General features: G+C 38.8%; 17 protein-coding genes. 9 read left to right on the forward strand and 8 right to left on the reverse strand.

Features of this window, described 5'->3' with window-relative positions:
* The first annotated feature begins 49 nt into the window (after positions 1-49).
* Positions 50-499 (forward strand): FKBP-type peptidyl-prolyl cis-trans isomerase, encoded by a 450-nt coding sequence (locus RCC89_04470; GenBank protein WMJ72419.1) that lies wholly within the window; start codon positions 50-52, stop codon positions 497-499.
* A 789-nt stretch (positions 500-1,288) separates the two neighbouring features.
* On the opposite strand, the gene RCC89_04475 is transcribed toward RCC89_04470, so the two are convergent.
* From RCC89_04475 to uvrA, 3 genes are all read right to left on the reverse strand, one after another.
* On the reverse strand, positions 1,289-1,888 hold the full coding sequence (locus RCC89_04475) for a transposase (protein WMJ72420.1): 600 nt from the start codon (positions 1,886-1,888) through the stop codon (positions 1,289-1,291).
* Between the two features lie 1,587 nt (positions 1,889-3,475).
* Entirely contained in the window at positions 3,476-4,552 is a 1,077-nt protein-coding gene (corA, locus tag RCC89_04480; GenBank protein ID WMJ72421.1) for a magnesium/cobalt transporter CorA, read from the reverse strand.
* On the reverse strand, positions 4,539-7,346 hold the full coding sequence (uvrA, locus tag RCC89_04485; protein WMJ72422.1) for an excinuclease ABC subunit UvrA: 2,808 nt from the start codon (positions 7,344-7,346) through the stop codon (positions 4,539-4,541). The genes corA and uvrA overlap by 14 nt, the downstream gene beginning before the upstream one ends.
* A 253-nt stretch (positions 7,347-7,599) precedes the next feature.
* Between uvrA and RCC89_04490 the strand changes: the two genes are divergently transcribed.
* From RCC89_04490 to nth, 3 genes are all read left to right on the forward strand, one after another.
* Entirely contained in the window at positions 7,600-8,199 is a 600-nt protein-coding gene (locus RCC89_04490; GenBank protein WMJ72423.1) for a sigma-70 family RNA polymerase sigma factor, read from the forward strand.
* Entirely contained in the window at positions 8,174-8,407 is a 234-nt protein-coding gene (locus RCC89_04495; protein WMJ72424.1) for a hypothetical protein, read from the forward strand. The genes RCC89_04490 and RCC89_04495 overlap by 26 nt, the downstream gene beginning before the upstream one ends.
* 98 nt (positions 8,408-8,505) lie before the next feature.
* Positions 8,506-9,168, forward strand: coding sequence for an endonuclease III (gene nth / locus RCC89_04500; GenBank protein WMJ72425.1), 663 nt, complete (start codon positions 8,506-8,508; stop codon positions 9,166-9,168).
* 331 nt (positions 9,169-9,499) lie between these two features.
* Here nth and RCC89_04505 read toward each other — a convergent pair whose 3' ends face one another.
* A complete protein-coding gene (locus RCC89_04505) occupies positions 9,500-9,805 on the reverse strand; it encodes a Kazal-type serine protease inhibitor (GenBank protein ID WMJ72426.1) in 306 nt (101 codons plus the stop codon).
* A gap of 293 nt (positions 9,806-10,098) precedes the next feature.
* On the opposite strand from RCC89_04505, the gene RCC89_04510 reads away from it, so the two are divergent.
* A complete protein-coding gene (locus RCC89_04510) occupies positions 10,099-11,253 on the forward strand; it encodes a hypothetical protein (GenBank protein WMJ72427.1) in 1,155 nt (384 codons plus the stop codon).
* Positions 11,254-11,432: 179 nt separating this feature from the next.
* Positions 11,433-12,578, forward strand: a complete 1,146-nt coding sequence (locus RCC89_04515; protein WMJ72428.1) for a hypothetical protein — start codon at positions 11,433-11,435, stop codon at positions 12,576-12,578.
* A gap of 28 nt (positions 12,579-12,606) precedes the next feature.
* On the opposite strand, the gene RCC89_04520 is transcribed toward RCC89_04515, so the two are convergent.
* A complete protein-coding gene (locus RCC89_04520; GenBank protein ID WMJ72429.1) occupies positions 12,607-13,014 on the reverse strand; it encodes a hypothetical protein in 408 nt (135 codons plus the stop codon).
* Between the two features lie 113 nt (positions 13,015-13,127).
* On the opposite strand from RCC89_04520, the gene lnt reads away from it, so the two are divergent.
* The 3 genes from lnt (at position 13,128) to RCC89_04535 (ending at position 16,706) form a co-directional block, all read left to right on the forward strand.
* Entirely contained in the window at positions 13,128-14,765 is a 1,638-nt protein-coding gene (lnt, locus tag RCC89_04525; GenBank protein ID WMJ72430.1) for an apolipoprotein N-acyltransferase, read from the forward strand.
* Positions 14,766-14,770: 5 nt separating this feature from the next.
* Positions 14,771-15,565, forward strand: coding sequence for an inositol monophosphatase family protein (locus RCC89_04530; protein ID WMJ72431.1), 795 nt, complete (start codon positions 14,771-14,773; stop codon positions 15,563-15,565).
* Between the two features lie 391 nt (positions 15,566-15,956).
* On the forward strand, positions 15,957-16,706 hold the full coding sequence (locus RCC89_04535; protein ID WMJ72432.1) for a hypothetical protein: 750 nt from the start codon (positions 15,957-15,959) through the stop codon (positions 16,704-16,706).
* A gap of 53 nt (positions 16,707-16,759) precedes the next feature.
* Here RCC89_04535 and RCC89_04540 read toward each other — a convergent pair whose 3' ends face one another.
* The 3 genes from RCC89_04540 to RCC89_04550 all read right to left on the reverse strand — a co-directional run bounded on the left by RCC89_04540 (position 16,760) and on the right by RCC89_04550 (position 21,466).
* Positions 16,760-17,782 (reverse strand): SPASM domain-containing protein, encoded by a 1,023-nt coding sequence (locus tag RCC89_04540; GenBank protein WMJ72433.1) that lies wholly within the window; start codon positions 17,780-17,782, stop codon positions 16,760-16,762.
* A gap of 196 nt (positions 17,783-17,978) precedes the next feature.
* On the reverse strand, positions 17,979-20,090 hold the full coding sequence (locus RCC89_04545) for a peptidylprolyl isomerase (protein WMJ72434.1): 2,112 nt from the start codon (positions 20,088-20,090) through the stop codon (positions 17,979-17,981).
* 77 nt (positions 20,091-20,167) lie between these two features.
* Positions 20,168-21,466, reverse strand: coding sequence for a hemolysin family protein (locus tag RCC89_04550; protein WMJ72435.1), 1,299 nt, complete (start codon positions 21,464-21,466; stop codon positions 20,168-20,170).
* Positions 21,467-21,482: the final 16 nt, after the last annotated feature.

The following is a 21,482-nucleotide window of genomic DNA, read 5'->3' on the forward strand; positions in this document are numbered from 1 at the left end:
TTATCTTTATAATGTAGAGTCCTTCTACTGAATTAACAGATATCATAAAATGAAAATACCAATTGTGAAAAATTACACTATCATTTTCGCATTCCTTTTTTTCTCTTACTCCACGTATGCTACAGATGGAACCTTTACTGATACCATTGTGACATCTACTGGCTTGAAATATGTCGTGCTTAAAAAAGGGGATGGGGAAAAACCTAAAAAGGGAGACAAGGTTACCGTGCATTACCGAGGTGAGCTTCCCAGCGGGAAAGTGTTTGATACCAGCAGAAACGGTAGACCTTTTAAGTTTAAAATCGGGAAACAGCAGGTGATTCCGGGTTGGGAAGAAGGTGTCACTCTAATGAGGAGGGGTGAAATTGGTGTATTAATTGTTCCGGCACATTTGGCTTATGGAAAGCGTGGTGTAAGAGATGAATTTGATGACTCAAATTATGAAATTCCTCCTGATAGTGAGCTTATTTTTGAGATGGAACTACTTCATTTTAAATAAAAGTTAAACCTTTACCGTAGTGCCGATTTTTTATCGGCATGGTACTTCGGCGATTAGGATTGTCTTTCAACTTAGGCCACTAAAAGAGGTTTTCCTGAACCGATAGGAAATCGGATCTACGGTAAGGATAGCTGCTTTGGCGATTAACTCTGTCTTTCAGCTTATCTCAATGAATGGACTAATTGTTGGTTCGAAAGGAGTTCATGTTTATTGTAGTGCCGATTTTTTATCGGCATGGTTACTTCGGCGATTAGGGCTATCTTTACTTAGGTCAGTAAAAGTGGTTTTCCTGATCCGATAGGAAATCGGATCTACGGTAGGGTATAGTTGCCTTTGGCGATTAACTCTGTCTTTCAGCTCATCTCAATGAATGTCCTGATCGTTGGTCCGAAAAGGTTCATGTTTACTGTAGTGCCGATTTTTTATCGGCATGGTTACTTCGGCGGTTAGGACTATCTTTCAACTTAGGTCAGTAAAAGAGGTTTTCCTGATCCGATAGGAAATCGGATCTACGGTAGGGCATGGTTGCCTTTGGCGATTAGCTCTGTCTTTCAGCTCATCTCAATGAATGTACTAATCGTTGATCCGAAAGAAGTTCATGTTTATTGTAGTGCCGATTTTTTATCGGCATGGTTACTTCGGCGATTAGGGCTATCTTTACTTAGGCCAGTAAAATAGGACTTCCTGATCCGATAAGAAATCGGATCTACGGTAAGGGTAATTTCTTATCGGTATGACTTTTTACCATGGAATAGTTACTTTCTGCTTTATCGCATGGTAACGCAAATGTTATAAGTATTTCAAAAATATTGGATTGCAATACGAAAACTCATAATCCTCTCTACATTTTACATAACCAGCTTTAACAGGGTTGTCTAGTGTGTAGTTTATTTTGTTCGCAAGATCCTCCATGTTTTTTATCAAATTGTCATAACTTTCCTTTTGCCAAAAAACGCCTTCCCTTCTAAGCATTGCATTGCATTTAATAGCTGTGTGTCTTTTCAATGATTGTAAAATTTTATATAACGGGCGTTGGCATTTGTCTATGATAAGATGGACGTGGTTTGCCATAACTGTATAACAGATAAGCCTGTAGTCTTTACTATCTAGGTAGTGGAACGAATTTGCAACAATTTTTGCTATGTCTTTTTGTTTTAGCCATACAGGGCCATATGTTGCCTTGTCTAAAAAGGTTTCATATTTCTCAAATAAGTTATCATGATGTGGCTTGCTATGTTTTGCTTTAATTTTTTTTAGAAGCTCTATTTCTTGTTTCAGTGAATCATGAACTTGTTTTGGTAAAGACCCATATAGCCTGTAAGTGATGAAAAATATACCATCTTTTGGTTGAATGTGAGGAAGGTTACGTCTGTAAAAAGGTTTATACATGGAAAAAAATATTTAAAAATTAATTCATGGGGGAAATTTACTTCTAAATGATTTAATTTTAAAGAGTTAATATCAGTTGGAGTCTAATTAGCTCTATATGTAGTGCCGATTTTTTATCGGCATTGGTATCTTTGGCGGTTAGGACTGTCTTTCAACTTAGTCAGTAAAAGAGGTTTTCCTGATCCGATAGGAAATCGGATCTACGGTAGAGGCATGGTTGCTTCGGCGATTAAGGCTATCTTTGCTTAGGCCACTAAAAGAGGTTTTCCTGATTCGATAGGAAATCGGATCTACGGTAGGAGTAGTTACTTCAATGATTAGCTCTTCCTTTTAGCTTAGCTCAAAAATTTATTGATCATTGATCGGAAAGAAATTGATTTTATTGTAGTGCCGATTTATCGGCATGGTACTTCGGCGATTAGGCCTGTCCTATAACTTAGGTCAGTAAAAGTGGTTTTCCTGATCCGATAGGAAATCGGATCTACGGTAGGAGTAGTTACTTCAATGATTAGCTCTTCCTTTTAGCTCAACTCACTAAATTTACTGATCGTTGGTTCGAAAAGGAGCTCATGTTTATTGTAGTGCCGATTTTTATCGGCATGGTACTTCAGCGATTAGGAGTGTCCTTCAACTTAGCTCAGTGAAAGTGGTTTTCCTGATCCGATAAGAAATCGGATCTACGGTAGGGCATAGTTGCCTTTGGCGATTAGCTCTGTCTTTCAGCTTATCTCAATATATGTACAGATCGTTGGTCCGAAAGGAGTTCATGATTATTGTAGTGCCGATTTTTTATCGGCATGGTACTTCGGCGATTAGGCCTGTCCTATAACTTAGGTCAGTAAAAGTGGTTTTCCTGATCCGATAGGAAATCGGATCTACGGTAGGAGTAGTTACTTCAATGATTAGCTCTTCCTTTTAGCTCAACTCACTAAATTTACTGATCGTTGATTCGAAAAGGAGCTCATGTTTATTGTAGTGCCGATTTTTATCGGCATGGTACTTCAGCGATTAGGAGTGTCCTTCAACTTAGCTCAGTGAAAGTGGTTTTCCTGATCCGATAAGAAATCGGATCTACGGTAGGGCATAGTTGCCTTTGGCGGTTAGCTCTTTCTTTTAGCTCAACTCACTAAATGTACTGCTCACTGATCCGAAAGGAATTGGTTTTATTGTAGTGCCGATTTTTTATCGACATGGTTACTTCGGCGATTAGGAGTGTCCTTCAACTTAGCTCAGTGAAAGTGGTTTTCCTGATCTGATAAAGGGTTCGGACTTAAAGTAGTGCCGATTTCTTATCGGCATAGCTACTTTCAGTGACTAAGACTATCTTTACTTTAGTCGGTAAAAGAGGTTTTCCTGATCCGATAGGAAATCGGATCTACTGGAGGGCATGGTTGCTTCGGCGGTTAGCTCTTTCTTTTAGCTCATCTCAATAATTATTGTGTTCATTGCCCCGACAAGAAATCGTATTTACTGTAGTGCCGATTTTTTATCGGCATAGCTGTTTCACTGATCAAGGCTGTCTTTCAGCTTAGGTCGGTAAAAGAGGTTTTCCTGACCCGATAGGAAATCGGATTTACGGTAGGGTAGTCACATCCACCCTTTTTTCTTGAAAAAAGCAATCATTCCTATGGAAATCAGGAACATGACGCCTAAGACAAAAAAATACCCGTGTTGCCAATGCAGTTCAGGCATGTTGTCGAAGTTCATTCCATAAATTCCAACAATAAACGTTAGTGGGATGAAGATGGTGGAGATAATGGTCAGCACCTTCATGATAGCATTTGTCTTATTGCTTATACCAGAGAGGTAAAGGTCCATGAGGCTGGAAAGTGTCTCCCGGTTAGACTCTATAGTTTCTATGACCTGTATCGTATGGTCGTAAATATCTCTTATATAAACTATGAGAAAAGGGTTGTTAAAAAAGCCATCTTCCCTTTCCATGCGACCAATCACCTCTCTTAATGGCCACACAGATTTTCGGAGGTAGTTCATTTCCCGTTTTAAACTGTACAGTTTCCGCAGCTTTCGGGTATCAGGGCTACTGATGATATCCTCCTCTAACTGTAGAATACTTTCTCCCGTATTTTCAAGAATGACGAAATAATGATCTACAATAATGTCAAGCAATGAATAAAGTAGGTAATCTGCCCCATTGCGCACGGTTCGCCCTTTTCCTTTCCTAATCCTTTCCCGAATGGGGTCAAATAAGTCACCTTCTTTTTCCTGAAAAGTAAGCACGAAATTTTTGCCTAATATCATGCTTACCTGTTCAGACTGAATTAATTGTAGGGCTTTGTTATAGCTTAGCATTCGTACTACTACAAAAAAGTAGTTTTCATGCTCCTCTGCCTTTGGCCGTTGATCCGTGGTCACGATGTCTTCCATGAGCAGGGAGTGAAGTCCAAAGACTTTACTAGTTTTTTCTAACACCTCTGGGTCCGCCAATCCATCGATATTGAGCCATACGGTTTGTTCTAATGACAGCGCCTCTGCTGCTTGTGCAGGGTCTTCTATCTCTTGTTCTTTATGCTCGTCAGCATTATAGGTAAATAGTGTCAGACGTGACTTCTCACGCTTATTTTCAGCAGTGACCATAGACCCAGGGGGAAGTCCTGCTTTGTATGAACGTTTTGTATAATGACTGGCCGTTTTAAAGTTTTTCACGAAGGTATCTTGCTGTATGGTTGTTTTCTAATTTTACAAAGTCCTCAGGCACTCCTGCAAAATTTATATGACCTCCCTTATCTCCTCCTTCTGGACCAAGATCTATAATCCAATCAGCACACTTGATCATCTCCATGTTATGCTCAATAATTACAGCAGAGTTTCCTTGATCTACTAAAGCGTTAATGGCCCCTAATAGTTTTTTGATGTCGTGGAAATGCAATCCGGTAGTAGGTTCGTCAAATATAAACAAGATCTTTTCTGCCGATGCTGCGCCTTTGCTAAGGAAGCTAGCAAGTTTTACCCGCTGTGCTTCTCCACCACTAAGCGTGTTGGATGACTGGCCAAGTCTGATATATCCTAAACCAACGTCCGAAAGCGGTTGTAGCTTCTCTATCAATTTAGGCTGTTCTTTGAAGAATTCCAGGCTATCATCTACGGTCATCTCTAATACTTCGTAGATGTTTTTGTCTTTATAGGTAACTTCCAGCACCTCTTGTTTGAATCTTTGCCCATTGCAGCCTTCGCATTTGAGGAATATGTCAGCCATAAACTGCATTTCTACCTTCACAGTCCCTTCGCCCTGGCAAATCTCACACCTTCCGCCGTCAACATTGAACGAAAAGAAACCTGGTTTATAGCCACGCATTTTCGCTAGTGGTTGTTCTGCATACAAGCTTCTGATTACGTCGTAAGCTTTAATATATGTTACAGGGTTAGACCTTGAGGATTTACCAATGGGGTTTTGGTCTACAAATTCAATTTGGGCCACCTGACTTATAGACCCTTCCAAACGATCAAATTTTCCATTGGCATCGCTCACTTGTCCCAGCATTTTCTTCATGGCAGGAAACAAGATTTTTTTGATCAGCGTAGATTTTCCTGATCCACTTACCCCGGTTATAAAAGTAAGCGCGTTTAGTGGTATTTTTACATCAACGTTTTTAAGATTGTTTTCCCTTGCGCCTTTTATTTCAATAAAATTTGTCCATGACCTACGGAAAGAGGGCGTTTCAATTTTTTCTTCGCCTTTTAAATACTTAGCCGTGTGACTAGGGGTATCAGAATTAAGCATTTCTTCTAAGGTGCCTTGGAAAACCAGTTCACCGCCGTGACTTCCAGCGTCAGGGCCAATGTCGATGATTTCATCAGCAATCCGCATTACCTCCTCTTCGTGCTCTACTACAATCACTGAATTGCCCATCGCTTTTAGGGAACGTAGCACCTCTGCCATTTTGCCTGTATCTCTTGGGTGTAGACCAATGCTCGGTTCATCCAATATGTACATAGAACCCACCAAAGCGCTACCTAAGGAAGTTGCAAGTTTTATGCGTTGGAACTCTCCACCAGACAATGTATTGGTAAGTCTGTTTAGGGTCAAATATTCAAGGCCTACTTTGGTAAGGAATTCCAGCCTGCTTGAAATTTCTGTGATAATCCTATCCGCTACTTTATGTTCGTAATCCGTAAGTTTTAAGTTGTCAAAAAAAGGTACTACTTCTGAAATTGGTTTAAGGACAATATCCGCAATGGAAGTATTATCAATTTTAACATAGAGTGCATCTTTTCTGAGCCTTGTACCACGGCAGTCTGGGCAAACTGTTCTGCCACGATAGCGGGAAAGCAGTACACGGTATTGTATTTTGTGTGTTTGTGATTCTAGGTGTTTGAAAAAATCATTTAGCCCTTGGAAATATTCATTGCCGGTCCATATCAATTTTTGGTGGTGCGGATCAAGGTCTTGCCATGCCCGATGAATCGGGAAGTCGAACAATACGCCTTTTTTCAATAAAGGCGCGGCCCATTCGCTCATTTTTTCACTTCGCCATGGCGCAATTGCGCCTTCATATACAGAAAGGCTTTTGTCAGGTATCACCAAATCCTCGTCTATGCCAAGTACACTGCCAAAGCCTTCACATGTGCGACAGGCACCATAAGGATTGTTAAAACTGAAAAAGTTGACATTGGGTTCTTCGAAAACAATGCCGTCAAGTTCAAATTTATCCGAAAAGTCTTTATCCGCTTTGCCTGGGATAATGACCCTGCAGCTGCCTTCACCTTCAAAAAATGCCGTTTGTATAGAGTCTGCTAACCTAAACTGGGTTTCTTCATCGTCTTTTCTGACCACATTTCGGTCTATAAGAATATAAATATTTTCTTTTTCTAAATTGCTTGCATCCGTTTCTTCAATATAATGTAAGGTGTCCCCTGCGTATATTCTCGAAAAGCCTTTTTGAAGAAGGAGGGCAAGTTCTTCTTTTAATTCACGATCTTCTTTTAGGTTTAGGGGACAGAGGATCATAACTTTTTCACCTTCCTCGAAAGAGTGTATAAAATCAATTACGTCAGAGACAGTATTTCTTTTTACCTCTTCGCCCGACACAGGGGAGTACGTGCGGCCTACTCTAGAAAATAGAAGTTTTAGATAATCATAAATTTCGGTGGTAGTACCTACTGTAGATCTAGGATTTCTGGTATTTACTTTTTGTTCAATGGCAATGGCAGGGGCTATACCTTTTATGTATTCCACCTCTGGCTTCTCCATTCGTCCTAGAAACTGCCTTGCATAAGAGCTGAGGCTTTCAACGTACATACGCTGTCCTTCAGCAAAGAGTGTATCAAATGCTAAAGATGATTTCCCAGACCCCGAGAGGCCTGTAACCACGACAAGCTTGTTTCTAGGAATGGCGACAGTAATATTTTTAAGGTTGTTAACTTTGGCACCTTTTATGATAATAAATTGCTTCGGATCGGCCTTTTCTGGAACTATTTTCTCTGATATGTTATTTTGCACGGTATATCTTTCTTTTCACTTAATAGTGTAACAACATAATAACATCAAATTAAAATGAAATGAAAATTTTTTTTAATTTTTTTTAAACATATTTGGATTGTACAATATATATGTATATATTTGTAGAAATTAAGATAAAATGCAGCCATATATTAAAAGTTTATTAAAGCTTTTAAGGCTATTTTAAATAATTTTCTCACCTAAACAGAACAATATGATATAAAGCTCTACGTTAACCAAATGCGATATATTAATGAAAGAAAATGTTATAAGTGATGCAAAACTTGTGTCGCTATATATCCAGGGTAACGAAGATGCTTTTGCTGTGCTCCTAAAGCGTCACAAGACAAAAGTTTATTCAACCATCTATCTTATAGTTAAGGATCAGTACGTCGCCGAAGATCTTATGCAGGAAGCTTTTATAAAAGCAATAAACAAATTAAGATCTGGTAGTTATAATGAAGAGGGCAAGTTCCTGCCATGGATTGTACGTATTGCGCACAACCTGGCCATTGACTACTTCCGCAGAGAAAAGAGGTATCCTACCATTGTCATGGAGGATGGTAGTAATATCTTTAACTCGCTGAGTTTTTCGGAGGGTTCTATGGAAACTGTGAAAATTAAGAATGAAACACATTCTATTCTCAGGGAAATGATACAAACTTTACCCGAGGCTCAGAAAGAAGTGTTGCTCATGAGGCATTATGCTGATATGAGTTTTCAGGAAATTGCCGAAGCCACTGGTGTGAGCATTAATACCGCTCTCGGAAGAATGAGGTATGCGCTCATCAACCTTCGGAAGAAACTTGAGAAACACAATATAGCCTATGACAAAAACTTTTACCACGACTGACGTAATCAGATTTGTTTATGACGATGTAGAAAACTCAGAAAAACACGAAATAAACAGCGCTATTCTGATGAATGATGAGCTGCTGGAATTCTACCATGAGGTAGAAGCGCTCAGAGAAAGTATTGCAGGACTTAGACTGGGCCCCTCCGACAGGTGTACTGACCGGATTCTCAGTTATTCAAGAAACTTCCGGGTTCATACATCTTGACATTACCTGCTTATGACTGGTTTGAAATATAACCTTTAAGTATTAATTTAGGCGATACATGCTTTTTCTATGGCATGTATCGCCTTTTTGCTTTAACTATGAGAAAAAAAGAACGGTACGGTAAATTCCTTAGCTATTTTACTGAAAACTTTCCTGAACCGGAAACGGAACTTAATTATACCAATCCTTATGAGCTTTTAGTGGCTGTTATTTTGAGTGCTCAGTGTACTGACAAAAGAGTCAATATTGTCACTCCTCCTTTGTTCGAGAGGTTTCCCGAACCTGAAGCTATGGCCAAATCTTCTGTGGCGGAAATCTTTGAATATATTAAAAGCATATCTTTCCCCAATAACAAAGCAAAACATCTGTTGGGCATGGCGCAATTGCTGGTTGGGGAATTTAACAGCCAAGTACCTGCTTCTGTTTCTGATCTTCAAAAGCTGCCTGGGGTCGGTAGAAAAACGGCAAATGTTATAGCTTCTGTGATTTTTAATCAGCCTACCATGGCAGTGGATACGCATGTGTTTCGTGTAGCAAAAAGAATAGGTTTAGTTGACGCCAAAGCTAAAACCCCTTTGGAAGTAGAAAAACAATTGGTCGCACACATTCCTGAAGAACTTATCCATAAAAGCCATCATTGGCTTATCCTGCACGGGCGCTATATCTGCAAGGCACGTAAACCTGAATGTGAAAAATGCCCCCTGACAGATTTTTGTGCCTATTATAAAAAGGAAGCAGGTAAAGTAGTGAAAGCTGGGTAAATAAGGAGTAGAGACATTCTGTACAACATCTCTACATAAGCGTAATGCTAGTTTAGCTTGGTAGCTTAGTTAGGGCTTGCTGAAAAAGTCACAAGTGTGCAAGATACGCATAGCCTTACATGAAGACGTATTGTAGTACTTCGAATGTAAGGCCATAAAGTAGATTGTGCGCTTGTGGCTAGTCCAAAAAAGTGTTGATTAAAAACTTCTCAATTTACTGTACACACGGAAAAAGTAAGAAATTACCGATAAACGCTTGCGCCTGTACCTTATAATAATATATACAGATAGTAATAGATCAATGTTTTGGACGTTTTTCAGTGCGCCCTAGTTAATGAGCAGCTCCATGTGCCTCTGCTTCTGGGCATGGCCCTTTCTCATATTTTAATACACCAGCTTTTTCCGCATGACACGCATTAGGGTAAGTCCTTCTGTCGCATCCACATACTGGATCATGTTCTTGTGTACATACCGCATCATGGTCTACTTGCATGGGGTCTAAACAATCTTTGTAGAACTGGTATCTGTCGCTTGTGATATACGTAGGGTCTTGAATCGATCCTATGGTATCTTTATGATGTGACTGACATGCTGAAATAACCAAGATTGTCAATATTAGTCCAAAAATCTTTTGCATAATCAAAAAGGGTATTAGGTGAAAAATTTTCTTTTATTTAAACTGTTATAGGCATTTTTTGTTCATGGGAAAGGTTGTGATTCATGACATTTTTTTAGTTCAGTTTATGAGCTTGGGTTTCTGTTATAATTTTTCGAAGCAAGGTTTTCAAATTTGTTAAAAAATGATTTTTTAATGCTTGAATATTAATATTATAAGAAGTTTCCATCCTAAGAGAAGAAAAACTGTAAGACTGAATGTTAGGAGCAAAAAATCACTTAATTTTATTATTAGGAAATAATGTTTAAAGGATAATGAAAAAAAGGTTTTTATGTTTTGTGCTCATGGCTGGACTAGTTGTGGGTACTGCTTGTAAAAAAGACAAAGATGAAAATGGCAACGGTAATGGCAATGGCAACGGAGGAGACCTTCCTGCTGAGCAAAGCCAAAACTTGCTTGAACGTACCAGTCGTGAAATGCAGGCTGACCTTTCTGAACTATTAAACTCAGAAGGTGCAGATGCAATTGTTACCCTTGCCAACAATATTGGGGAAGATGATTTTTCTGAGTTTAGCAAAAGGACAGTTAGTAATACTGACTTTAGAGCAAAGGCAAAAACAAAGGCCAAAGCTTTTAAGCAGTATTTTACACCAAACCAGAAATCTTTTGCAGATGAACCTGTAACAAGCTTGGAAGATATGTCAGGAGAGTGGGAGTTGGTAAATGGGGAATGGGAAAAAATTAGAGACCATGAAAGGTTGATCCTTCACTTTCCAGCACCTGCCGATAATCCTATCAATAATGCGACATTTACTTGGACTGCATATGAAACACAGTCTGTACAGGGAGATGACTGGCCATCAAAAATTGGCTTTAGCTTAAAACTTGATGGTACCCGTTATGCTTCTGTAGACTTTGATGCTACTTACAACAGCGATGGAGAGCCGGTTAATGTTGATTATACTTTATACTTAAAGCCTTTCACAAGTACTTTTGAGTTTAAAAACCAAAACAATAAAGTTGAAATGAATACATCTTTCTCAAAAGATGGTTCTGGTGAGTTCTTTACTACCTCAAATAAAGCAACCTTCGATAATGGTGGTATTGATGAGGGTGACGTTCTAAATGCCTCTACATCTATCAGGTATAATGAACTTGTTTTTAAAGCAGATATGGATGTACAAGGTATGGATAGCGATCATGAAGGAAGTGAAGTTGAAAGGATGAATAAATATGTAAATGCTAAGTTCAAGCAGCATCCTTCCAATAGCTTAGTTGGGGAGTTGTTTTTTGAAGAGGGGGACTATGAAGGCTCTATAGACGTGTTCATTAAATATAATGATGGTACCTCTGAACCACTAATAAAGTATCTTGACCCGATTTTAGATGATATGGAAGGTTTCTTTACAGATGCTGAACAGGCTAGGATGAAATCTAAAGTTAGGAAGAAGCTTAAATTAAAGAAATAAGGTTGTTTTACTAATTCTTGTTAAGGCTCTAAGTATATTTATATTTAGAGCCTTTCTTTTTTATAGATTTAACGAGATGTTCTATTTACTTGCCTTTATTTGGGACATATAGGGGAAAGTTCTATCTTTACTTTTTTATAATGGTATGAAAGTGTTTTAATAATTTTATAATTTTTATCATGAAAACCAAGTTGCTAATCTTTGCCATTGTTCCGCTGCTTTTGTTCAATGCTTCTTGCAAAAAAAAGGAGAGGGTTGGAGGGCCAGGAGGTTCTGAAGAATCGCATAGTGATATTCTTGCTCGTACTAGCCAGTCTATGCAGACTGATTTGAGTGAACTGGTTAGTTCTGAGGGTGCCGAGGCTTTAATTACGCTTATTAATTATTTTGAGTTTGGCGTCGATGATTTTGAAGGTGCGAATTTGAGGACTTTGAAAAGTGCAGATTTTAGAAAGCGTGCTAAAAGGAAGGCTAATGCATTTAAAACTTTTTTTACCCCTCATAATAAGTCCACTGCTGAAAACGAACCAATGATTAGCCTAGAAGAGTTTTCTGGTGAATACAGGTGGAACAGTACACAGGAGACTTGGGACAGGGTAAGGGATACAGATAAGCTTATACTGCATTTCCCGGCTTCAGAAGGAAGTACTCGAAATAACGCAACATTGTCATGGACCGCCTTTGAGACGCAGAAAGTACCAGACGCTATGCATGGGGTAACTGATGTTCCTGTTAGAATTGTGGCTCAGTTGACTATAGATGGGAAAAAGTATGTGGAAGTGGATTATCTAGCATTGTATAGCCCAAGTGGAGTTCCTTTGTCTTTAAAATATAGTATGTACCTAAAGCCGTTCAGAACTACTTTTGAGTTCAATGATAAAGGTCGCGAAGTTTCTTTTGTTACTGGAATGGAGAAAGATGGATATGGGTCAATTTGGGAAGTGAAAGGTTCTTCTACATTTAAAGATAATGAACAAAGTGTAGTAGACGATGTGCATTTATCTGCAAGATACGGTGAGCTAAAAATGAATGTAAGTGTAGACGCTTCTGGTGCTATGGATGATCCAAACCAAGAAGATGAACTGCATCTGCTAGAAACATATTTTAATCTTGACTTTAGGTACTATCCATCTAATAGACTGATTGGAGAACTGTTCTGGTCTGATGATGACGGAGTTCTTAATCCTCATATTAGGTATGCCAATGGTGAAACAGAGCCATTGCTTCACTACATGGATCCTATTTTTGATGATATGGAAGGTGTTATTACAGAAAATGAAGTGGCAAGGGTGAGAGAGAAGGTTAATAAGAAGATAAAAAGATAAAACAAAAAGCCCCGGGAAACTGGGGCTTTTAATTTCTGCTCAAAAACATAATATGATAGTAGGTCGGAATAGTTATTTCTTCTTGGTAGAGACGTTCTTTCACCTTGCTCATCACTCGTAGTTTTATTAGTTTGTCAGTGTAGTCTGTAAAGCTGTGGTTTGCAGGGTCTCTTTTTGCTAGAAATACCTCACAAATGATTTTTTCATGGTCTGTAGAGTCTTTTGCTGGCACCAGGCGCATGCTCCGGTCTATCAGCATAACCTCTGGGAGTTCTTTAACACATTCGTCAATAGCCTCATGCACTAATAACTTTAGGGCATCTTGGTCGTTATCTTTGTTGTTTATGTCAGTTTCCTTACAAGCGGTTAACAAAAACAAAAAAGCTGATATACATGACAGTAGTATGGTCGGGGTCTTGAAAAGAGTTTTTGACATCAGAATTAAAAGTTTAAAGCTTGTGTTATAAATGCTGAAGGAATGTTTTCAGTTTTTTAAACCCTTTTTCCTTCTTGAATAGTTCATATAAATATTACATTTAAAATAAAAAAGTGCGAACGCTTAACAATAGACAATATTTACTGCTTTCCTCGCTCTCTGGTATTTTACTAAGCATTGCATGGCCACCATTGCCTTTAGGCTTGGTGTTGCTTTTTGCCTTCGTCCCTTTGTTGGTGGTCAATGAAAGCTTAATCCAATCCGGTGCGCGTAAGTCTGGGAGCCGTTTTTTCCTTTATAGTTATTTGACACTTATTATCTGGAATGTTTTAACTACATGGTGGATTTGGAATGCCACTTCCGTAGGTAGCTTATTTGCCATGGCTGCAAATGCACTGCTCATGTCTATTCCTATGATTGGTTTTCACCATACCAGAAAAAGACTTGGCATATTAGTTGGCTATTTGTCCTTGCCTATTTATTGGTTAGCTTTTGAATATATTCATTTGAACTGGGACTTGTCTTGGCCTTGGTTGACCTTGGGGAATGCTTTTGCTTCTACACCTTCACTGGTTCAATGGTATGAATTTTCGGGAGCACTGGGTGGTTCTTTATGGATTTTAATGTCAAATGTACTAGTACTTGTTTTACTGTTGGGTTTGCATAAAGTCTATAAAAAGCAGCTCGTGGTCGCAACGGTGGCTTGGATTGTATTACCTATAGCCTTATCGGTTTTTATGTATGTATCTTATGAAGATGTTGGAAAACCTGCCGAGGTAGTGGTTGTGCAGCCTAATATAGATCCGTACGAAGAGAAATTTTCTGGTAGCCCACGGTTTATACCTTATAAAGAACAGTTGGCTCGGATGCTTGCACTAACGGATTCTTTAACTACTGATAAAACACATTTTGTCCTTTGGCCTGAAACCGCTCTTCCTTCGGGGTATGATGAGGAAGAAATCCTGTCCTATGCAACTATAGATAAGTTAATGGATAAGGTTGCAGCCTTTCCGAATCTTTCATTGATTACGGGAATGGATTCTCATGTACGGTATAGCGAAGCAGCCACCCCTACGGTGAGGTATGTTGAGGGGTTTGGATATTATGATTCATATAATACCGCTATGCATATCAATGGTAGGGGAGACAACCCTGAGTTTTACCATAAATCTAAGCTTGTGCCAGGGGTTGAAACCATCCCTGCATTTTTAGGTAGGTTTGCCATTGATTTGGGTGGGACAATGGGTAGTTTAGGAGTGCAAGAGGAACGGTCGGTGTTTTTTGGCGCTACTGGCAAAGGTGCCGCTCCTGTGATTTGCTACGAATCTATTTTTGGAGATTTTGTGGGAGACTATGTCCGAAACGGTGCTGGTTTTATTGCCATCATTACCAATGACGCTTGGTGGGGGAATACACCTGGACATAAACAACACATGCAGTATGCGTCTTTAAGGGCTATTGAAACTAGAAAAGGCATAGCGAGATCTGCCAATACTGGCATTTCCGGATTTATCAATCAGCGAGGTGATATTGTTTCAGCTTCTGAATATGATGTTATGGCCGTGATGAAAGGGGAAGTGCTGGTAAATGATGTTGTTACTTTTTATACCCTTTATGGAGATTTTATCGGTCAATGGGCTGTGTATTTGTCCGCAATGCTGGTGATTTATTATTATATAAAAAAGTTTATGGGCAGAAAGGGAAAAAAGGTTTCCTCTGCTGATTTTGCTTCTCCAAAAGTTAAAATTTAAGGTATATGGATCAACAGAGATTAGAGAAATTAACTTTCGAAGTTATAGAAGTAGTTAAAAGAGCTGGTGGTTTTATCAAGCAAGAAGCTCAAGGTTTTGATTTGTCCCATATTGAATACAAGGGTGCTAAAGATATGGTGTCTTATGTAGACAAAGAGACTGAGAAGATTCTTGTCCAGAAGCTTGAACCCTTAGTGCAAGGAGCTTCTTTTATTACAGAAGAAGGTACAGTGGAGCAGGCAAAGAGCGAATATAAATGGGTCATAGATCCATTAGATGGAACTACTAATTTTTTGCATGGCTTACCTTCATATTCTATAAGTGTAGCGCTTATCCGTGAAGAAGAGGTTCTGCTGGGTGTTGTTTATGATATACAGCAACAGGAGTGCTTTTATGCCTGGAAAGGTGGTGGCGCATGGCTTAATGATAAGGGGATAAAGGTCTCTGCTATTGATGCCGTGGAGCAAAGTTTGATCGCAACAGGATTCCCTTATGATCTTTTAGATAAAACGGATGATTATTTTAAGATCCTCAAAGAACTGGTAGAGCATTCTCACGGAATACGTAGGCTTGGCTCTGCTGCTATAGACCTGTGTTATGTGGCTTGTGGGCGGTTTGAATGCTACTTTGAGTTTAACCTGAAAATGTGGGATATAATGGCCGGTGTTTTAATTGTGAAAGAGGCGGGTGGCAAAGTGTGCGATTTCAAGGGTGGTGACGGATATTTCTATGGAAAAGAAGTGCTCGCCACTGGGAATATCCAAGACGAAATGTTAAATCTGATCCAGAAGCATTGGTGAATAAATGCTAACCTTTTTTACATTTAGGGCGTGCTGTAATACGCCCAAACTTTCGAATCCGATAGGTTATTTTTCAATCATAAGTGTTTTTAGCGTATCATTTTCAAGTATTGTATCACGTACGTATCTTAAACCTCCGTGGCTTTTTCAGAATGCCCTTAGTCGGGCAAGGTGCTTATCATGTTAACGCAATTTACACATGCGTTTTTTAATTTTTTCTAACAGCCTTGCATGTCCGTTTTAAACTAGTTATTATTTGATTAACTTGTATATAGGTGTAAGTGATGGGCACCTATTAGGTTTCTGTCTTAAATATATATTATCCCTTTGCTTTTCCTACTTTCCTTGTAAATTTGCTGCATGTTTTACTAACCTTTTCAAAATTAATACTATGAAAAAATTTTTACTAGCACTATCATTTTTGGCCTTTAGTGCAACAAGCGTATTTGCTCAAGAAGAAGAAGTGGAAGTTCAGGAAAGCTTTAGACCTGTAGCCGGTACCATGGGCTTTACCTTTGGGTTGAACAATGTTCTGTCTGGTGGTACTGCGGGATGGTTCAACACAGAGTTAGGCGTTAACACTCCTACCCTTCTTTTCCGTTATTATGTAACAGACCAAATAGCTGCGAGGGCATCAGTGTCTTACGATATGCTTCGTTCTACAGAAACAGATCTAGAGGATGGTGTGGAAACAACTGAGAGAAGCGCTGCAAGTACTATACAACTTGCTTTGGGTGGGCAATATGCCTTAGGTAACCACCATAGACTAGAGCCTTATGTAGGAGCAGATCTTATCTTTTCCAGATTGGGTGCAAGTGAATTTACCCGGTCAGAGGTTGTTCATGAAGATGGTGGTAATGTTGGCGATTATATGGAATCAGACGTAAGCCTTGGCTCAGAATATGGAGTAGGTTTAGTGCCATTTGTTGGTTTGAACTATTTTATTACTAGAAACATCGCTGTTGGTGCTGAGTTTGGATGGGGTTATAGAGCTACTTTTGCTGGCGGACCATCTGGAACTACTACTACTAGAGTAGATAACCAAACCACTACAAGCGATATTGAGTCTGATGAAAGAACTAGGTCTGGATCTTTTGGTACCTTTGGTACTGGTGCTTTAGCTATTTCTATTTTCTTCTAAGTAATGTCAGAACTTTAAGAAAAGCTTTCCTTCTAATTAGAGGGAGGGCTTTTTTATCCCCAAATCTTAGTTCCTTCTGTACAGTTTCTGCAAATTTCTATTTGGCTTCTTGATTGAAATAAGCTTTTTCGGAATTTGTGATAAGGGGTACTGTTCCAGATTTCTTGAAAAGTCTTTTCTTGAACTGACCCCATAGTGTGGTGCGCGTCTTTGTCAAAGCAGCATGGCACCACTGCTCCGTCCCAAGTGATGACACATGATTCCCACATCTTCCAGCAATGGTTCAAAAGCTTGTTTTTAATCGTATAGGTGCCATTTGGCAACTGTTTATACCTTGAATATTGTTCTTGCTCGGGTATTAATGGAGAGCCGTTTTTATAATCATAAATTTGGGCAGTTTTAAAGGCTGCTTTGTCTACACCTAGCTCTTTGGCCATTTTCTTCAGGTCTTCTATTTCATGTTCATTGGGTTTTACGACCAAAAATTGGAATACAATATATGGTTTCTTTGTTTTAAGCTTCTTTTTCCACTTGATAATATTTTTCGTGCCTTCGATCACCTTACTTAATTTCCCGCCCACACGGTAAGATTGATATGTTTCTTGTGTGGCTCCATCAATGCTTATGATCAAGCGGTCCAGGCCAGAGGCTACGGTTTTTTTAGCATTCTCATCATTGAGGTAATGAGCGTTGGTAGATGTGGTGGTGTATATTTTTTTACTGGACGCTTTTTCTACCATTTTCAAAAATCCGGGGTTTAGGTACGGTTCTCCCTGAAAATAGAAAGTAAGATAGAGTAGGGTGGGGTGGAGCTCTTCAATGACTTTGTCAAAGACGTGTTCTGTAAGCATTCCTGTGGGCCTAGAAAATGACCTTAAACCGCTGGGGCACTCAGGACAGCGCAAGTTACAAGATGTGGTAGGCTCTATGGAAATGCTAATTGGTAACGCTGGATGATGGGTTCTGCTTGTAACACGCGAATAGTAAAAGCCTACAGTCGCTTTTAATGCATTTGCGATACGCCTTGGTGTTAGTTTGGACAGTAGATTTATGTAATCAGAAATATTTGTGTACATCGGCAGCAGGCTTTTTTCTGAGTTTTACAGCATTTTTTTAGCTAAAGGTAAGTAGCACAAGTGGGGCATGGGTAGCATAGGTGTAAAAAGCATGTTTATTGTATTTATATGCTATAATTAAAGAGTTGTTATTTATGACCAAATACAAAAGCCCCTGCATGAAACATACAGGGGCTTATTTTTACATATTCTAGGCTTAGTAGAACATGAACCTATTGTCTTTTACACCAGCATATTTTTTAATGCTTTCGTCAATATTGGTTTCTTTGCGGCTTTCACGCTTTTGTCTGATTTTGTTTCCATATTCTGTATGGTCAGCAATCTCAGGCGCAGGTGTTTTTCCTGTTACTTTCAATATAGCTACTCCATTTTCTCCTTTAAATGGTTGGCTTCTTTTTCCTTCACTTAAACCAGCTAGGACGCCTGTTGCTATTGGATCATAACCAATACCTTTAATTGTGTTTGAGTTTATCAATACACCCTCTGCGCTACCAAAACGTGCATCCTTTCCATATTTCTCTGCAATTTGCTTCAGCTCTCCATCCATTTCTTTCAATTTGTTGATGATGTATTCTGCTTTTTTCTCATTCTTAACTTTAGCAGTTACCTCATCATGTACATCTTCTAGGTCAGCAATACCTTCTTCTCTTTTTTCCTTAAGCACAGCCACCACAAACTTATCATCTAGGTGAAACACCTCAGAAACCTTGTTGACTTTTGCATCGGCAAATGCCCATCTGATTATTTCACGAGCATTCATTAACGTGTTGACATTTCTGTCTGTTGTTTTAAGGTTGTCGTGTGAGTAGATAGTCATACCCATTTCTTCTTTGGCAACCTTTCTGAAAGATGCAGTGTCAGACACACTCATGGCAAAGTTTGCAGCTTTTTGGTAAAACGCCTCTCTGGTGTTTTCTGAAAAAGCGGTTTCTCTTTCTACAGTAGCCACTTTGAAGTTCCTGTTAGTTTTCGTTGCAGTTACATCTATAATATGGTAACCAAATTCTGTTTCTACTATTGGCAACAAGCCAGTTGAATTAGCTCTGAAAACTGCGTCAGCAAAAGGTTTTACCATTTTCTTTTGGTGGAACCATCCTAGGTCACCGCCACGGGTGGCAGTAGCATCTGTGCCGTGCATTCTAGCCATTTCAGTAAAGTCTGCTCCATTCTTTAGTTCTGCCAATACCTTCTGAGCGGCTTGAAGAGCTTTTCTTTTGTCTTCGGCAGATTCTCCTTCAGGCTTGAAAAGTATGTGGCTTGCACGTGCATAAGACACTGTGTCTTTGCCTATCTCTACTACTTTATGAAGGAAGAAGTTTCCGTCTTTGCTAAAAGGGCCATATACTTTGCCTACTTCCAATGTATTGGCAAGGTTCTGAAGGTCTTCTGGCAATTGCTCAATACTCAAGAATTTTGGTTGGCTTGGATTGTCTGAGTTTGCAAATACAAATACAGAGTCTTTAGATGCTTGTCCAAAATCTTCAGCTAGGTCAGCCAATTCTCTGCTTATAGCGATGCTATCTTCTTCTGAAGCTTTAATAGCGAAGGTAACATAGTCTATTGCACGAGAGTCTTCAACTTTGTATTTTGCCTGATTTCTGTTTATATACCCTTTTAAATCTGCATCAGTTATTGTGACAAGTGAATCTGCTACTGAATGAAGCGGGATATACAAGTAATCTGTATTGAACTTAGCAGTTTGGTCAATGTACGATCTTTTGGCTTCTGCAGAAGTTACGTACAATGAGTTTTTCATTAAGTTGTTATATTTCTCCCTGATACGAATTTGTGGGAGGCTTTTGTCTACATAAGACCAGATTTCTTTATAGTAAGCCTGTGCATCAGGTTCCATGTTTCCAAGGTTTGCGTGGAACTCATGAACCATGTTCGGCTCAAAATCTTCAGGATTACCGAATAGTGATTTTACCATTGGGTGAATGTTTTCACCAATAGTCATATCTTCCCATTCAGCATCTGTTACTGTTAGGCCAAGCTTGTCAAACTGCTTTTGGTATGCATGGCGGAAGACCAATTGATTCCATGCTTGGTCTTGTATGAAAGGCCTTTCATTTTCAGAAGCACTTTTTCCTGTGCGTATTTGAAAATCATACTCTTGACGTTGCAGTTCAAACTGGTATTCTTGGAGAGGAATTGACTTTCCGTCAATTTCACCTACTTCCTGCTTATTGCCATTGAAAAGCGTGTCTGAACTCATTAGAGCTTCTCCTAAAAGGAATAAAGCTAACGCTACTACTACTACACCTACTACTAGGCCTGAGTTTTTATTAATCCTGTTGAATATTGCCATTTTATTTTAAAGAAAATTTTTCAGGGATTGCAAAATAATATTTTTACGGGATAAAAAACAAACTTATTATTACAGACTTATAAAGTACTTTTTTTTGTTTCTGGTTCCTTATTTAAAGTAAGTTTTACTTTATCTATTCTAGCTCCACTTAATGATATAATAGTAAAGGTATATGGAGGTACGTGAATAATTTCATTTTCCTGCGGGAAATCTTCATTTACGCTTAAAATAAAGCCCCCAAGGGTGTCATAATCACCTTCAGGGATTTTGAATTTATACTTTTCATTTAAATAATCTATTTCATGTCGGGCACTTAACAAATAATTATAAGGGTCTAATTGGAGGTCTGCCAAATCTTCTTCATCATGTTCATCACGAATCTCTCCAAATATTTCCTCTATAATATCTTCTATACTCACCAGACCTGATGTGCCGCCGAACTCGTCAACGACTAGAACCAGACTTTTATGCTCTTCTATAAGTTGTACCATAAGGTTGTAAGCCAACATTGTTTCCGGAACTATTGAAATTGGATTTATAATCTCCGAAATTTCTTTTGGCTTTTTAAATAGCTCTACCTGATGACAGTATCCGGTTATATTATCTATGGTTTTTTTGTAAACAAGAATTTTAGAGTGTTGAGTTTCACAAAATGCTTTTTTTATTCCTTCAATTCCGTCTTCAATGTCTATTGCTACGATCTCTGTCCTTGGAATCATGCAATCTCTTACTCTTAAGTTTTTGAATTTCAGCGCCCTGTTAAATATTTTAGTGTCTACCTCCGGCTCGTTGTTTTCATCTTTTACCACTACATTTTTTTTTATGTAGTTGTTCAGATCAGTCAACCCAAACACTGGTTGGGCTTCTGTATACTCTAATTTTAATATTTTGGTAATAATAAATTTTGACACAGAAACGATCACATATACCAAAGGATACAGTAGGTAGTACACTAGAAGTATTGGTAGTGCCAGTATTTCTATCCACCTGTCGGGGTTTATTAAAAAAAAGCTTTTGGGCATGAACTCGGCTGTGGCCAAAACAATAATGGTCGAAATAATTGTTTGCGAAATTACGATGGTTGTATACGTGTTGAGTGCAGCGGGAAGAACATTCTCCAAAAAAGGTTCGAGTAGTGCTGCCATAAATATACCATACATGACCAGTGCTATGGTATTGCCTATAAGGGTAGCACCAAGAAACATTGAAGGTTTGTTCGTAAACCTTGCTATTAATTTTCCTGTTACATGCCCCTGCTTGTTCAGTAACTCAAAATGTAGCTTGTTAGATGTTATATAAGCTATTTCTACTCCTGAGAAAAATGCAGAAAAGAAAAGTGTGATAATGATGATCAGTATATGCGACCCAAGGTCCATAAGTTACTTTTTTCGT

The sequence above is a fragment of the Cytophagaceae bacterium ABcell3 genome, from assembly GCA_030913385.1.
In the GTDB taxonomy this organism is placed as follows: Bacteria; Bacteroidota; Bacteroidia; order Cytophagales; family Cytophagaceae; genus ABcell3.